Annotated in this window: 11 protein-coding genes, 2 rRNA genes and 1 other annotated feature; all 13 genes read right to left on the bottom strand. The window is 40.6% G+C overall.

All coding sequences use genetic code 11. The features are described from left to right. The 13 genes from LG329_RS10865 to LG329_RS10805 all read right to left on the bottom strand — a co-directional run bounded on the left by LG329_RS10865 (position 1) and on the right by LG329_RS10805 (position 16,208). Positions 1 to 399 (bottom strand): Mini-ribonuclease 3, encoded by a 399-nt coding sequence (locus LG329_RS10865; protein WP_404450846.1) that lies wholly within the window; start codon positions 397 to 399, stop codon positions 1 to 3. Positions 400 to 403: 4 nt separating this feature from the next. Continuing rightward, complete coding sequence (gene cysS / locus LG329_RS10860; protein WP_404450845.1) at positions 404 to 1,804, bottom strand: cysteine--tRNA ligase; 1,401 nt, start codon at positions 1,802 to 1,804, stop codon at positions 404 to 406. After that, entirely contained in the window at positions 1,785 to 2,453 is a 669-nt protein-coding gene (gene cysE, locus LG329_RS10855; protein ID WP_404450844.1) for a serine O-acetyltransferase, read from the bottom strand. Before cysE ends, cysS begins: the two co-directional genes overlap by 20 nt. A 58-nt stretch (positions 2,454 to 2,511) precedes the next feature. Then, positions 2,512 to 2,730 (bottom strand) — a binding site (T-box leader). A gap of 44 nt (positions 2,731 to 2,774) precedes the next feature. After that, positions 2,775 to 4,244: a glutamate--tRNA ligase gene (gene gltX, locus LG329_RS10850; protein ID WP_404450843.1), complete on the bottom strand. Its 1,470-nt coding sequence runs from the start codon at positions 4,242 to 4,244 to the stop codon at positions 2,775 to 2,777. A gap of 107 nt (positions 4,245 to 4,351) precedes the next feature. Beyond that, positions 4,352 to 5,449 carry a PIN/TRAM domain-containing protein gene (locus LG329_RS10845; protein WP_404456539.1) on the bottom strand — a complete coding sequence of 366 codons (1,098 nt, stop codon included), beginning with the start codon at positions 5,447 to 5,449 and terminating at the stop codon, positions 4,352 to 4,354. A 195-nt stretch (positions 5,450 to 5,644) separates the two neighbouring features. After that, positions 5,645 to 7,018, bottom strand: coding sequence for a DNA repair protein RadA (gene radA / locus LG329_RS10840; RefSeq protein WP_404450842.1), 1,374 nt, complete (start codon positions 7,016 to 7,018; stop codon positions 5,645 to 5,647). Positions 7,019 to 7,251: 233 nt separating this feature from the next. Next, a complete protein-coding gene (gene clpC / locus LG329_RS10835) occupies positions 7,252 to 9,681 on the bottom strand; it encodes an ATP-dependent protease ATP-binding subunit ClpC (RefSeq protein WP_404450841.1) in 2,430 nt (809 codons plus the stop codon). A gap of 12 nt (positions 9,682 to 9,693) precedes the next feature. Next, on the bottom strand, positions 9,694 to 10,761 hold the full coding sequence (locus LG329_RS10830; RefSeq protein ID WP_404450840.1) for a protein arginine kinase: 1,068 nt from the start codon (positions 10,759 to 10,761) through the stop codon (positions 9,694 to 9,696). Next, positions 10,758 to 11,306 (bottom strand): UvrB/UvrC motif-containing protein, encoded by a 549-nt coding sequence (locus LG329_RS10825; protein ID WP_404450839.1) that lies wholly within the window; start codon positions 11,304 to 11,306, stop codon positions 10,758 to 10,760. The genes LG329_RS10830 and LG329_RS10825 overlap by 4 nt, the downstream gene beginning before the upstream one ends. Positions 11,307 to 11,321: 15 nt before the next feature. Then, positions 11,322 to 11,789, bottom strand: coding sequence for a CtsR family transcriptional regulator (locus tag LG329_RS10820; protein ID WP_404450838.1), 468 nt, complete (start codon positions 11,787 to 11,789; stop codon positions 11,322 to 11,324). A 253-nt stretch (positions 11,790 to 12,042) separates the two neighbouring features. Next, positions 12,043 to 12,741 (bottom strand): MgtC/SapB family protein, encoded by a 699-nt coding sequence (locus LG329_RS10815; RefSeq protein WP_404450837.1) that lies wholly within the window; start codon positions 12,739 to 12,741, stop codon positions 12,043 to 12,045. 351 nt (positions 12,742 to 13,092) lie between these two features. Beyond that, positions 13,093 to 13,208, bottom strand: a 5S ribosomal RNA gene (gene rrf / locus LG329_RS10810). Positions 13,209 to 13,287: 79 nt separating this feature from the next. Beyond that, positions 13,288 to 16,208: ribosomal RNA gene (locus LG329_RS10805) — 23S ribosomal RNA — on the bottom strand. Positions 16,209 to 16,371: the final 163 nt, after the last annotated feature.

Genomic DNA, 16,371 nt, shown 5'->3' with positions numbered 1-16,371 from the left:
TCAGACACTCCCTTCCTCAATAAATTGAATTGCTTTATCCAATAATTCCTCTAATCGCTCTTCATTTTTTTGTAGATAATGAAAGCCAATCAAAGCTTCAAAAGCCGTGCTATAGCGATAGGTCTGAACACTTGTGTTTTTTGGTATGGACCCCGACTTTGCATTTCTGCCTCGTGAGACAACCCGTTCTTCCTCATCCGTTAAAATTTTTCTTTCTAACCAGCTTAAGATAACCTTAGCCTGCCCAGTTGCCGAAACAAATGAGATAGCCTTTTTATGAAGATTGTTTGGCTTCACCTGTCCTGTACGAATCAAGTGTTCACGAACACTGACTTCATACACAGCATCACCCATGTAGGCTAAGGCAAGACTCTTCAGCTGTTTAACATCTAAATCCATACTACTAGCCTCTTTTCCACCTTATGCCTTGAGGGGTATCCTCTAACAGGATACTTTTCTCCTTTAATGTATCACGGATTTCATCTGCCCGCTTAAAGTTACGATTTTTACGCGCCTCAATTCGTTCCTGGATTAATGCATCTATATCTGCATCAAGTAGTTCCTTTTCTTGTTCAATTTGGATCCCAAGTACAGATAAAATAGTGGATATACTATCTTGGAATGACTGAATAACCTGTGTTGATGTGTGCTTTGATTTCAAATATAGATTCGCTTCTTTTGTTAAATCAAATAAGACAGAAATTGCATTTGCTGTATTAAAATCATCATCCATTGCTTCCTCAAAGCTTTGTTTAAGGTTAGTAATTTTTGTTTCCCATTCTTCTACCTGTTGGTCAAAGTTTGTACTTGTGTTTTTTCTATGATCTAGGTTATCAAGAGCATTTTTAATTCGCTCGTAACTATTTTTTGTACCTTCTAATAATTCTTCACTAAAGTTAATCGGATTACGGTAATGAACACTTAACATGAAAAACCGAATGACTTGTGGGTCATGCTGTTCGATTAATTCTTTTGTTAAGACAAAGTTCCCAAGAGACTTAGACATTTTTTCATTATCAATATTAATGTAGCCATTATGCATCCAGTATCTAGCAAATGATTTTCCATTCATTGCTTCAGATTGGGCAATTTCATTCTCATGATGCGGAAATGTCAGATCCTGACCACCTGCGTGGATATCAATCGTCTCACCAAGATATTTTTTAGCCATTGCAGAGCATTCAATATGCCAGCCTGGTCGTCCCTGTCCCCAAGGTGAAGCCCAAGCAATTTCACCATCTTTTGCATTTTTCCATAATGCGAAATCAAGCGGGTCCTCTTTTTTCTCACCGATTTGAATTCGAGCACCAGAGCGCAACTCATCGATTGACTGATGTGAAAGCTTTCCATAATCATCAAAAGAACGAGGCTTAAAATAAACGTCTCCGTCTACTTCATAAGCGAAACCTTTATCAATTAATGTCGCAACAAACGTTATAATATCATCCATCGCTTCCGTAACACGCGGATTATGTGTGGCTTTTTTCACCCCTAGTGCAGCGATATCCTCTTGATAGGCATCGATAAAACGATTTGTTAGCTCAGGAATTTCTTCCCCTAATTCATTTGCAACCTTAATAATTTTGTCATCGACATCCGTAAAGTTTAATACATAATTAACGTCATAGCCTTTGTACTCCAGGTATCTTCTAACAGAATCAAAAACAATTGCTGGGCGCGCATTCCCGATATGAATATAGTTATAAACCGTTGGACCACACACGTACATGCTAACCTTACCTTCTTGCAACGGTTTGAAGTCTTCTTTTTGTCGAGTTAATGTATTATATATTGTGATTGTCACTCTGATTCCCCTCTTTCAATTTTGCTATTTCAGCAGTTAATAAACGAACTTCCGTCTCCAACTGATTGCAACGATCATCAATAGGGTCTGGCATTTTGTGATGATCTAAATCGCGTCTGAGCCTTTCACCATTTTGAACGACTACACGCCCGGGTATACCTACCACGGTGGAGTTATCTGGCACATCATGTAAAACAACTGATCCACCACCAACCTTTGAATTCTCACCAATCACAATCGACCCCAGGACCTTTGCACCTGTTGCAACAAGAGCATTGTCTTTAATGGTCGGATGCCGTTTTCCTTTTTCTTTTCCTGTTCCACCTAGGGTTACGCCTTGAAAGATAGTAACATTATTCCCTATCTCACATGTTTCACCAATGACCACACCCATTCCATGATCAATGAAAAACCTTTCCCCAATACGGGCGCCAGGATGTATTTCTATCCCAGTAAAGAAACGATTAAGTTGTGAAATGACACGTGCTATAAAAAATAAATTCCGTTTATAAAAAGTATGTGCAATTCGATGTGACCATATTGCATGTAACCCTGAATAAGTTAAAAATACTTCAAAATAAGTTCGAGCTGCCGGGTCTTGTTCGAATACAACATCCATATCTGCTTTCATCCGCTTTAAGATTCCCATTTTCTAACACCACCTTCTTTATAGACAATAAATAAAAAACGCCCCTGTGTATTTACTACACAGAGACGCTTATGGCGCGGTTCCACTCTGTTTGGAGCAGAGTTATGCTCCCAACTTCACCTCTAATAACGGAAGAGTGCCGCTGTTATATACTTAAATTTCCATAACAGACTCTTAAGGTGCATTTCGAAAACATCGCTTAGAATCACTTTCAGCCGGTGATGATTCTCTCTAAATAAGCTAGAGGTTTTCTACTTCTCCTTATCGACGTTCACTATTGTATTTATTACTATATTACATTTTCATTTGATTGTGAACAAATTAAGCTTTTAATTCATGTAAAATTTCATCAAGCCGTTTAATAATCACACTTTTCCCTAACAATTCAATTGCCATAGGAAGTTCTGGACCGTGTGTTTGACCCGTGGTTGCGACACGGATTGGCATGAATAATTTTTTCCCTTTTTGTTTCGTTTCTTTTTGTGTTTCTTTTATTGCCGCTTTAATTGTATCTTTATTAAATTCATCCAGATGAATCAGCTTATCCGCATACACCTGCAATACCTCAGGAACTTGTTCTCCACGCAGAACCTCCATCGCATCCTCATCATACTCTATTTTTTCATTGAAAAACATATCCGTTAATTCAACGATTTCTGCACCATAACGAAGCTGTTCTTCGTATAATGAAATCACGTTTTCCGCCCAAGCTTTTTTCTCATTGTCCATATCCTTAGGTAAACGACCTGATTCAATCAAATGCGGTAAAGTTAATTTCACAATTGTCTCGTGGTCAAACATTTTGATGTATTGATTATTCATCCACTTCAACTTTTGTGGGTCAAATATGGCAGCTGATGTCGATAAACGCTCCGGATCAAAGATTTCGATCAGTTTATTTTTGTCGAAAATTTCTTCCTCACCAACCGGAGACCATCCAAGTAATGTAATGAAATTGAACATTGCTTCAGGCAAGTAACCCAAATCATGATATTGCTCGATAAATTGTAAAACATGTTGATCACGTTTGCTTAGCTTTTTACGTTCTTCGTTTAAAATCAACGTCATATGTCCAAAAGTTGGCGCTTCCCAGCCAAACGCTTCATAAATCATCATTTGTTTAGGCGTGTTTGAAATATGTTCTTCACCTCGGAGTATATGGGTAATACGCATTAAATGGTCATCAATAGCTACAGCAAAGTTATAAGTTGGAATACCGTTCTTTTTCACGATAACCCAATCACCAAAATCACTTGATTCAAAGGTAATATTCCCACGTACAATATCATTAAACCTATATGTTTTATTGGCAGGAACACGCATACGAATGCTAGGCAAACGTCCCTCTTGTTCGAACGCAGCAATTTGTTCTTCTGAAAGATTACAATGCGCGCCAGAATACTTGGGAACTTGTCCATTTGCCTTTTGTTCTTCTCGTTCTGCATCTAACTCTTCTTCTGTCATGTAACATTTATATGCAAGGCCACTTTCCAAAAGCTCATTTACATATTTCGTATATAAATCTAATCGCTCCATTTGGCGGTATGGACCATAGTCACCACCAACATCAGCACCTTCATCCCATTCAATTCCTAGCCATTTCAAAAATGATAGCTGACTTTCTTCTCCTCCAGCAACATTACGCTTGTCATCAGTATCTTCTGTTCTAATAATAAATTTGCCATCAAAATGTTTTGCATATAAATAGTTAAATAATGCTGTGCGCGCATTTCCAATATGTAAATGACCAGTAGGACTTGGCGCGTATCTTACACGAACATCGTTAGTCATGATGTTTACCCCTTCCACAACTCAGTTTTTAGTTTTTATTCCGTACAGCAAAAAGCGATAACATAACTTGTTATCACTTTTTGTATCCTTTTTAAGTTATACCCTTTTTACTGTGCTTTTTCAAGTAATTTAGGTTTTGCAAAAATCATTCTTCCTGCAGATGTTTGAAGAACACTTGTAATTAATACTTCAATTGTTTTACCAATATAATTACGTCCTTCTTCCACTACAATCATTGTGCCATCATCTAAATAAGCAATTCCTTGATTCTGTTCTTTACCATCTTTAATCACTTGGACCATTAACTCCTCGCCTGGTAAGACGACTGGTTTAACAGCATTTGCCAAGTCATTTATGTTGAGAACATGTACACCTTGAAAGTCACAAACTTTATTTAAGTTAAAGTCATTTGTTACAACAATTCCGTCAATTACTTTTGCTAGCTTGATCAGCTTACTATCAACCTCTTGTATTTCCTCAAAGTCACCTTCATAGATTTCAACATTTACTGGTATTTCTTTTTGAATTCGATTTAAGACATCCAGTCCACGCCGTCCTCTATTCCGCTTCAATACATCAGATGAATCAGCAATATGCTGTAATTCACCTAAAACAAATTGCGGGATAACGATCGTTCCTTCTAAAAAACTAGTTTGGCATATATCGGCGATACGTCCATCGATAATTACACTTGTATCTAGTATTTTTGCCTTAGGTTGAATCTTTTCAGTAGTTTCATTCTCTTCGGGCTTTCTTTTATCCCTGTCTTTCTTATTCATCATTAATAAGTTCAAAAACTCGTCACGGCGTCTAAATCCAACCTGGAATCCAAAATAACCTAAGAAAAACGTTAAAAATAGCGGAATAACCTGTGAAACCAATTCAATTTGAATATCCTTTAATGGAATATTGATCAAAAATGCAATTACCAATCCGATTATTAATCCTAAACTTCCAAAGAATAAATCACCTACAGGCACCTTGATAAGTGTATCTTCTGTCCATCGCAGGAACCCTACGATATAGTCTGTCGCCCAATATGTGATAAGAAATATAATGATAGCACCTAACAATAGCCCTAAATACGGGGAAGTTGCCCAATTCGCATCCGTTATACTTAACAATTTAATAATATCTGGGATATATAAATATCCAATGGTACCTCCTGCAATAAGAAAAAATAAATGCACAATTTTTTTCAGCACCATATTCACCTCCTGTCCTTCAGTATTACCTATTTTTTAAAAAAATAACCACGCATCAAGCTATATATAGTCTTTTCTGTATCTAAAGAATAGCACAACTGTTATTTTCAGTCAATTTAGTAAACATAAAATTTTATCACAATAGTACTTATGTGTCAATTTGTATGAATTTGGAATTCGCTTGCATATTGCATTTTACCTAGAAACCGCTGAATCTAGTGCTTCCTGCACAGTATTCACACCAATCACTTGAATGGAAGCTGGTGGTGTCCATCCATCTAAATTTTTCTTCGGGCAAAAAACCCGCTTGAATCCAAGCTTAGCTGCTTCCTGAACCCTTTGCTCAATTCGAGAGACACGTCTTATTTCACCAGTAAGGCCAACCTCTCCGACAAAAATGTCATCCGGTTTTGTAGGCTGATCACGAAAACTTGATGCAATACTTACCGCTATCGCTAAATCAATAGCAGGCTCATCTAATTTCACTCCACCAGCAACCTTTATATATGCATCCTGATTTTGCAGCATTAGACCTACCCGTTTTTCTAGCACTGCCATAAGTAACGGTACACGATTATTATCGATTCCAGTTGCCATCCGACGTGGATTACCAAAGCTTGATGGCGAAATCAATGCTTGTATTTCCACAAGTACTGGTCTTGTCCCTTCCATAGAAGCAACGATAGTTGACCCAGCCGCGCCTCGTGATCTTTCCTCAAGAAATATCTCAGAGGGATTCATGACCTCTCTAAGGCCTTCTTCCTTCATTTCAAAAATACCCATTTCATTTGTACTTCCAAAACGATTCTTTACCCCACGTAAAATTCGAAACGTATGATGACGCTCTCCTTCAAAATATAAAACAGCATCTACCATATGCTCAAGTAGTCGTGGCCCAGCGATTGATCCTTCTTTTGTTACATGACCTACAATAAATATTGGAATTCCATTTGATTTGGCAATTTTCATTAACTCACTCGTACACTCGCGTACCTGTGATACACTGCCGGGAGCACTGGTTACTTCTTCGCGGAATATAGTTTGAATCGAATCAATTACAACAAACGATGGCTTTAACTCAGAAATTTGATTCGATATATCATATAAATTTGTCTCTGCAAGTACGTACAACAAATCGGATTTAATCGCTAAACGATCTGCACGGAGTTTCGTTTGTTTGGCGGATTCTTCGCCAGAAATATAGAGTACTGGCAATTGCTTGTCCGCTAGTTGGGATGAAATTTGTAAAAGTAATGTAGATTTACCAATTCCAGGGTCACCACCAATTAACACAAGCGAACCTGGCACCACTCCTCCACCAAGAACACGATTAAACTCCTTCATTTTCGTTGTTATCCGAGGTTCTTTATCTGATTCTATTGCTGTTATTTTCTCTGGTTTACGTTGTTGATTTGGACTGCCTAAACTGGCATGACGACCGCTTTTGCCTGAAGACTCAATTTCTTCTACAAGTGTGTTCCAATTATTGCAGCCTGGGCATTTACCCATCCACTTGGCAGACTCATAGCCACATTCTTGGCATACATATTTAACCTTACGTTTTGCCAAAATGATTCATCCCTTTCACCCTGTCTATCTATTGTATACGAAATAAGTACCGTGTAGGTTACAGGTTTCTATCAATTTATAAAAATTTTTTCCATACTTGTGCCACATATCCCATTTAATTACGTTTACATTTTATAAAAGGATTGTAAAAAGCTAGAAGGTTGAAGCCTTCTAGCTTTTTACAGATGTTTTTTTAATAACTTCCATTGTTGCTAAGTCCAGCTTTTGATGTTCTATGGCAATACTATAAAGTCACCTTTATTATTTAAGCCAACTTTTACCTTTTGTCCTTTTGCAATGGTTTCTTTGAGTAATTCTTCTGAAAGTAAATCCTCAATATTTTTTTGAATGGAACGACGTAATGGGCGTGCACCGTATTCAGGGTCGAATCCTTCGTTTGCGATCTTTTCAATTGCTTTATCTGTTACTGTAAAGTCAATTTCATTTTGTTTCAAACGTCGATGAAGCTGTTCGACCATGAGCGTTACAATATCCTTCATGTGTTTTTTCTCAAGTGAGTGGAACACAATGATCTCATCAATTCGATTTAGGAATTCAGGGCGGAATGCTTTCTTCATTTCATCGGTGATTTTAGACTTCATGTTTTTATAATCCAGACCCTCTTCCTCTAGATTAAAGCCTACATGTTTATTCTTTTTCAACTCACTTGCCCCAACGTTTGAAGTCATAATGAGTACTGTATTACGAAAATCTACGAGGCGACCTTTTGAATCAGTTAATCTACCATCTTCTAATACTTGCAATAAAATATTAAAAACCTCAGGATGTGCTTTCTCTACTTCATCAAGTAATACTACTGAATATGGTTTACGACGAACCTTTTCAGTTAATTGTCCACCCTCTTCGTATCCTACATAGCCTGGAGGTGAACCAACTAATCGAGATGTGGAATGCTTTTCCATATACTCTGACATATCGACGCGAATCATCGCATCCTCATCACCAAACATAGACTCCGCCAAGGCACGTGCAAGTTCCGTTTTACCTACGCCTGTTGGACCAAGGAAGATAAACGAACCGATTGGGCGTTTTGGATCCTTCAACCCAGCTCTGGCACGACGAATTGCTTTTGAAATAGCCTTTACAGCTTCCTCCTGACCAATCACACGGTTATGCAGGACGCCTTCCATGTTCAATAATCGATCACTTTCATCTTTGGTCAACTTCGCTACAGGAACTCCAGTCCAGATAGAAACAACTGCTGCAATATCTTCCACTGTAACCTCGGAATCTTCTTGGCCTTGTTTTTCTTTCCATTTATTTTTCGTTTGTTCCAATTCTTCTCGAAGCTTTTGCTCTGAATCACGTAAAGAAGCAGCCTTTTCAAACTCTTGGCTTTGTACAGCTGAATCTTTTTCCTTACGTACATCCTCCAACTTTTGTTCCAATTCCTTTAGATTTGGTGGGATTGTATACGAACGTAAGCGTACCTTCGACCCAGCTTCATCAATCAAATCGATAGCTTTATCTGGTAAAAACCGGTCCGTTATATACCGGTTCGATAGATTTGCGGCTGCATCAATCGCATCATCTGTAATCGATACACGATGGTGTGCTTCATAGCGATCACGAAGTCCTCGTAAAATTTGAATCGTTTCCTCAAGTGTTGGCTCATCTACTTGAATCGGTTGAAAACGTCGCTCTAAGGCAGCGTCTTTTTCAATATATTTACGATACTCATCAAGTGTAGTTGCACCGATACATTGAAGCTCTCCACGAGCAAGTGATGGCTTTAAAATATTTGACGCATCAATCGCGCCCTCTGCTCCACCTGCTCCAATCAACGTATGCAATTCATCAATAAATAATAAAATATTGCCAGCTTGCCTGATTTCTTCCATAACCTTCTTCAATCGGTCTTCAAATTCACCACGGTATTTCGTACCTGCTACAACAGTACCCATATCAAGTGTCATAACTCGCTTATCACGAAGTGTCTCTGGTACTTCATTATCAATGATTTGTTGTGCCAATCCTTCTGCCACAGCAGTTTTACCAACACCTGGTTCACCAACGAGCACTGGGTTATTTTTGGTACGACGACTAAGTATTTGAATCACTCGTTCAATTTCTTTCCCGCGTCCTATTACCGGGTCAACATTGCCTTCTTTTGCAATAGAGGTTAGATCACGCGCTAATGAATCAAGTGTAGGCGTATTTGCGTTCGTTGCTTGACTACCACGACCTTGACGGTTTGCTTGTGACTCGTTGCTACCCAACAACTGTAAAACCTGTTGTCTAGCCTTATTAAGGCTAACACCTAGGTTATTTAAAACCCGCGCTGCTACGCCTTCTCCTTCTCGAATAAGTCCGAGTAGAATATGCTCGGTACCTACATAAGAATGACCAAGTTTTCTTGCCTCATCCTGAGAAAGCTCAACAACCTTTTTAGCACGTGGGGTATAGTGTATCGTCTGCATTGGTTGCTTTCCAACACCAATTAATTGCTCTACTTCCTGTTGAATTTTTTCAATCTCAAGGCCTAATGATTGCAATGCCTTAGCTGCGATGCCTTCACCTTCACGTACCAGGCCTAATAATATATGTTCTGTGCCGATATTGTTATGTCCAAGTCGAACTGCTTCTTCTTGTGATAATGCTAATACTTTTTGAGCTCTTTCTGTAAAACGTCCAAACATCATATGGATTTCCTCCTACTTTTTCTCTAATTGTAATCGTTCACGAATGAGTGTAGCTCTTAGTACATCCCGTTCCTTTGGCGTTAAAGACTTCTTCGCATATTGTTGCAGAAAACCGGGTTGAGTTAGAACCATTAATTCATTAAGTATGCTTCTGGATACATGTTTAATCATACCCAAATCGATTCCGAGTCGAACATTTGATAAGCATTTTGCTGCTTCGGTTGATTCAATAACCCGACTGTATTCTAATACTCCATAAGAGCGGTATATACGGTCCTCAAGTCGTGTACTGGATTGTTCCATAATTGTATTTCTTGCTGATCGTTCCTGTTCAATTAACTGTTGTACAACACTTTGTAAGTCATGTACGATATCATCCTCAGATTTTCCAAGTGTAATTTGATTGGAAATTTGAAAGATATTACCTACAGCCTCACTACCCTCTCCGTAAATCCCACGTACCACAAGCCCTAACTGATTGATAGCTGGAATCATACGACCTATTTGCTGTGTGAGCGTTAATGCTGGTAGGTGCATCATGACAGAGGCTCTCATTCCGGTGCCAACGTTTGTTGGGCAACTTGTTAAATATCCCCTAGTTTCATCATATGCATAATTAATTTTCTCTTCCAACCAATCATCAAATTCAAACGCTTTTTCCAATGCTCTATTTAATTGAAACCCTGGAAAATAAAGCTGAATTCGAATATGATCCTCTTCATTAATCATCACAGAAACCTGTTCACTCTTCGAAATTAGAGATGCTGCATTGTCTGCGTGTTTTGCGAGATGAGGGCTGATTAAATGTTTTTCAACTAGAACACGTTTTTCTATAGCACTCAAATCACGGATTGATACAAATTGAAAATCCTCATAATCCTGAAACGATTGATGTTCATATTCTTTTTGGAAAAACTCTCGTATTTTTTCCAGTTCTTCGTTTTCGGCAATGATTGGATATGCGGCATAAGCGAAATTACGCGCTAAACGAATCCTACTACTTAAAACAATATCACTATCCGGCCCTTCACCACGCATCCATGGACTGATCGCTTCATTCATAAAATGCTGCAACGTCATGCTTGATCACCGCCCTCAGTCCGATGCATTTCTTTTTCTAGTTCGCGTATTTTATCACGAACTTTTGCAGCTTCCTCAAAGGCCTCATCTTCAATTAGATGTGCTAACTTTTCTTTATATTCATCGACTTGTTTTCTTGTGTGTAAATTACCACCTTGACGTTTAGGTATTTTTCCATAATGCTTCGTATTTCCGCTATGGACTCGGCGGAAAACAGAATCCAGACGATTTGAAAATGTATGATAACATTCCGCACAACCAAATTTACCAACTCGTTTAAATTGAGAAAATGTCATTTCACATTTGGGACATTGCAATTCCTTTGTTTGCTGAGTGGTAGATGTATTTTGTGTACCAAAAGATGTAGAATCAAAATTAAAGAGTCCTGTTAGTAAGCTATGAAGTGAATAACCTTCCTCCGGATATGTCATATAACCTTTTTCTTTAGCACAAACTTCACACAGATGTATCTCTGTTTTATTTCCGTTAATGACCTGTGCGAAATGTAAAGATGCAGGACGTTGATTACACTCCTGACATTCCATAAGCTCCCCCTCCTCCTATGAATTCAAATATTTCAATGTGGTTAGCATCGCTGTTAATACTCGAGCTCTTACTTCATCACGAAGCGGCAACTGAAATGCTAGGACATTGCGGTCCATTGCACTAAGAATAATTTTAGCTTCACGTTCTGTAATTAACTCTTCTTCTAATAAACGCTCTAAAATATCAATTGATGCTTGCTGCGTGATAGTAGGATTAATCATTTCGATGATTTCATCAATTAAATCTGATTTCTCCTGGTACTTAATACGTATAATTCGTATATACCCTCCACCACCGCGTTTACTCTCCACTATATATCCTTTTTCCACAGTGAAACGCGTATTAATCACATAATTAATTTGCGATGGAACACATTGAAACTGATCAGCTATTTCACTTCGTTTAATCTCGATAACATCTTGTCGTGTTGCTTCCAATATCTTTTTTAAATGTTGTTCAATGATATCAGATATATTACTCAAAAGTGCTCCTCCTCGTTATCATATGATTGATGTTATTGATAATAAAAGTGCATCTTGCGTAAGTTACATTTAATTGACTTTGACTATCTTTGACTTTATTTATATTATACGCAAAAAAATAGCAGATGCAAATACATTGTTCAACCTTATTTTCGCCAATAGAAATGAAATTAAAACGAAAAATTTAGAATAAAAAAAGCACTTGCTCGGGTTTTGCCCTGATACAAGTGCCATTTGATATACATAATAGCTTTTATTTTCTTTCAATAATATTTTTTACCTGATCCACTTTTGATATTTCTTCAAACAATGCTACTCGGTCTAATCCATTATTTTGATCAATCTTAATAAAAATGTTACGTGTGTCTTTATCTATCCGTTCTATTTCGACTTTTTTAATTGTTAAATCATATGATTCAAATATAGATACAATATTATTGACTTGAAGTCCCGGTAATGCAACGATTTCAATTAGGTCAGAATATATACCTTTTTTGAAGAGCTTTTCAAAGTTATTTAAGAAAACTAAACTAAGCAAGATTACAAACGTTGTAAAAACTGCTGTTGAATACATACCGGCCCCAACTACAAGACCTAGCCCAGCAACTGTCCATATTGATGCTGCAGTAGTTAATCCACGAATTGTCATCCCGTTCACCATAATTGTTCCGGCACCAAGGAAACCAATGCCACTTATTACATAAGAAGGTATCCGCGCTGGATCAAAACGAATATTATCAGAGGACTCTATAAATGCTTCAAATCCATATAATGATAAAAGCATCATTAAACAAGAACCAACTCCCACAAGAATATGGGTACGAAATCCAGCAGAATGATTTTTTAATTCACGTTCAAAACCAATTAGACCTGATAGTAATAATGCAACGACTACCCTTATCATAATTATAGTAAAATTTTCCCCAAAAATTTGATCGATATATCCATCCATTATGAACACCTCAATTATCTATGTATACTACTCATTTTACAATATAATACAGAGAATATATAGATGGAATATTTAGTATGACGGGTTTTATAAGAACCGCTAAACAACAAAAGCGCAAGCGCCCGGTTATTGCCGTATGGCCTGGACGGAACCGTATGAGATAAAGGAAACACGAAGAGCGTAAGCGATTCGATGTTGACTTATCGTAAGGAGGATCCGGAAGGGCACTAGGCAATGGGCGCTGGAGCTGGACGTGGCTGACAGGTAGATCAGTTATCCACAATTACAAAGTGTGATAGTTTCCTAAACAAAAAAAGCGAAGATACGATTGAACGTATCTTCGCCTAGATTGCCTGGCCGCGTCCTACTCTTGCAGGGACAAAGTCCCAACTACCATCGGCGCTGGAGAGCTTAACTACTGTGTTCGGCATGGGAACAGGTGTGACTTCTCCGCTATTACTACCAGACAATTTCATGTAAGAAAAAGGTATAATTTATACCCTAAAAACTAAATAAGAGCGCTATAGACACGTACATCATAATTTGTTAGTTAAGTCCTCGATCGATTAGTATTCGTCAGCTCCACGTGTCACCACGCTTCCACCTCGAACCTATCAACCTCATCGTCTCTGAGGGATCTTACTCACTCGAAGTGATGGGAAGTCTCATCTTGAGGGGGGCTTCATGCTTAGATGCTTTCAGCACTTATCCTTTCCACACGTAGCTACCCAGCTATGCTCCTGGCGGAACAACTGGTACACCAGCGGTGTGTCCATCCCGGTCCTCTCGTACTAAGGACAGCTCCTCTCAAACTTCCAACGCCCACGACGGATAGGGACCGAACTGTCTCACGACGTTCTGAACCCAGCTCGCGTACCGCTTTAATGGGCGAACAGCCCAACCCTTGGGACCGACTACAGCCCCAGGATGCGATGAGCCGACATCGAGGTGCCAAACCTCCCCGTCGATGTGAACTCTTGGGGGAGATAAGCCTGTTATCCCCGGGGTAGCTTTTATCCGTTGAGCGATGGCCCTTCCATGCGGAACCACCGGATCACTAAGCCCGACTTTCGTCCCTGCTCGACTTGTAGGTCTCGCAGTCAAGCTCCCTTATGCCTTTACACTCTGCGAATGATTTCCAACCATTCTGAGGGAACCTTTGGGCGCCTCCGTTACTCTTTGGGAGGCGACCGCCCCAGTCAAACTGCCCGCCTGACACTGTCTCCGAACCGGATTACGGTCCTGGGTTAGAATGTCCGTACAGCCAGGGTGGTATCCCACGGATGCCTCCACCGAAGCTAGCGCTCCGGTTTCTAAGGCTCCCACCTATCCTGTACAAGCTGTACCAACATTCAATATCAGGCTACAGTAAAGCTCCACGGGGTCTTTCCGTCCTGTCGCGGGTAATGCGCATCTTCACGCATAGTATAATTTCACCGGGTCTCTCGTTGAGACAGTGCCCAAGTCGTTGCACCTTTCGTGCGGGTCGGAACTTACCCGACAAGGAATTTCGCTACCTTAGGACCGTTATAGTTACGGCCGCCGTTTACTGGGGCTTCGGTTCTAAGCTTCGCACCCGAAGGTGCTAACCTTTCCCCTTAACCTTCCAGCACCGGGCAGGTGTCAGCCCCTATACTTCGCCTTTCGGCTTCGCAGAGACCTGTGTTTTTGCTAAACAGTCGCTTGGGCCTATTCACTGCGGCTCCTCCTTAAAAGGAGCACCCCTTCTCCCGAAGTTACGGGGTCATTTTGCCGAGTTCCTTAACGAGAGTTCTCCCGATCACCTTAGGATACTCTCCTCGCCTACCTGTGTCGGTTTGCGGTACGGGCACCTATGAACTCACTAGAGGCTTTTCTTGGCAGTGTGAAATCCAGAACTTCGGTACTATAGTTCCCTCCCCATCACAGCTCAGAATTGTTGGACGGATTTGCCAATCCAACTCCCTTGCTGCTTGGGCGCACATTTCCAATCGTGCGCATTCCTTATCCTACTGCGTCCCCCCATCGCTCAAACATTCATGAGGTGGTACAGGAATATCTACCTGTTGTCCATCGCCTACGCCTTTCGGCCTCGGCTTAGGTCCCGACTAACCCTGAGCGGACGAGCCTTCCTCAGGAAACCTTAGGCTTTCGGTGAAAGAGATTCTCACTCTTTTTTCGCTACTCATACCGGCATTCTCACTTCGAAGCGCTCCACCAGTCCTCACGGTCTGACTTCACAGCACTTCGAACGCTCTCCTACCATTGTTCTAAGAACAATCCGCAGCTTCGGTGATACGTTTAGCCCCGGTACATTTTCGGCGCAGAGTCACTCGACCAGTGAGCTATTACGCACTCTTTAAATGGTGGCTGCTTCTAAGCCAACATCCTGGTTGTCTGGGCAACTCCACATCCTTTTCCACTTAACGTATACTTTGGGACCTTAGCTGGCGGTCTGGGCTGTTTCCCTTTCGACTATGAACCTTATCACCCATAGTCTGACTCCCAACTTAACGTAGCTGGCATTCGGAGTTTGACTGAATTCGGTAACCCGGTGAGGGCCCCTAGTCCAATCAGTGCTCTACCTCCAGTACGCATATGTTGAGGCTAGCCCTAAAGCTATTTCGGAGAGAACCAGCTATCTCCGTGTTCGATTGGCATTTCACCCCTACCCACACCTCATCCCCGCATTTTTCAACATACGTGGGTTCGGGCCTCCAGTCAGTGTTACCTGACCTTCACCCTGGACATGGGTAGATCACACGGTTTCGGGTCTACGACCGCATACTATTTCGCCCTATTCAGACTCGCTTTCGCTGCGGCTCCGTGTCTTCCACTTAACCTCGCATACGATCGTAACTCGCCGGTCCATTCTACAAAAGGTACGCCGTCACCCATTAACGGGCTTCGACTACTTGTAAGCGCACGGTTTCAGGATCTATTTCACTCCCCTTCCGGGGTGCTTTTCACCTTTCCCTCACGGTACTGGTTCACTATCGGTCACTAGGGAGTATTTAGCCTTGGGAGATGGTCCTCCCGGATTCCGACGGGATTTCTCGTGTCCCGCCGTACTCAGGATACACTCCGGAGGAAACTCTTTTTCGATTACAGGGCTCTTACCCGCTATGGCTGATCGTTCCAGATCGATTCGTCTAAAGAATTTCTTTGTAACTCCAAAGGAGTGTCCTACAACCCCAGAAAGCAAGCTTTCTGGTTTGGGCTGATTCCGTTTCGCTCGCCGCTACTCAGGAAATCGCATTTGCTTTCTCTTCCTCCGGGTACTGAGATGTTTCAGTTCCCCGGGTCTGCCTCACATACCCTATGTATTCAGATATGCGTACTGCTCCATTACGAACAGTGGGTTTCCCCATTCGGAAATCCTCGGATCGAAGTTTACTTACAACTCCCCGAGGCATATCGGTGTTAGTCCCGTCCTTCGTCGGCTCCTAGTGCCAAGGCATCCACCGTGCGCCCTTCTTCACTTAACTATCTTTATGATTAAGAACTTACGTTTTTGATGTCGTTGTCTATCTTGCTCTTATTTAGTTTTCAAGGTACAAAAAGAGAGATTCGCATCCCTCAAAACTGAACAAACAACCTTATATGTCAAGGCCTACCAATGGCAGGTCTTATCGATGACGACAAGCGTCA

The organism is Virgibacillus necropolis, from assembly GCF_044793635.1.
In the GTDB taxonomy this organism is placed as follows: Bacteria; Bacillota; Bacilli; order Bacillales; family Amphibacillaceae; genus Virgibacillus_F; species Virgibacillus_F necropolis_A.
This window is presented reverse-complemented; position numbering and strand designations above follow the sequence as displayed.

Bases quoted from the DNA above. Each gene is read 5' to 3' on its own strand.
- LG329_RS10865 (WP_404450846.1), bottom strand. From the start codon at position 399: ATGGATTTAGATGTTAAACAGCTGAAGAGTCTTGCCTTAGCCTACATG.
- cysE (WP_404450844.1), bottom strand. From the start codon at position 2,453: ATGGGAATCTTAAAGCGGATGAAAGCAGATATGGATGTTGTATTCGAA.
- gltX (WP_404450843.1), bottom strand. From the start codon at position 4,244: ATGACTAACGATGTTCGTGTAAGATACGCGCCAAGTCCTACTGGTCAT.
- clpC (WP_404450841.1), bottom strand. From the start codon at position 9,681: ATGATGTTTGGACGTTTTACAGAAAGAGCTCAAAAAGTATTAGCATTA.
- LG329_RS10830 (WP_404450840.1), bottom strand. From the start codon at position 10,761: ATGACGTTGCAGCATTTTATGAATGAAGCGATCAGTCCATGGATGCGT.
- LG329_RS10825 (WP_404450839.1), bottom strand. From the start codon at position 11,306: ATGGAATGTCAGGAGTGTAATCAACGTCCTGCATCTTTACATTTCGCA.
- LG329_RS10815 (WP_404450837.1), bottom strand. From the start codon at position 12,741: ATGGATGGATATATCGATCAAATTTTTGGGGAAAATTTTACTATAATT.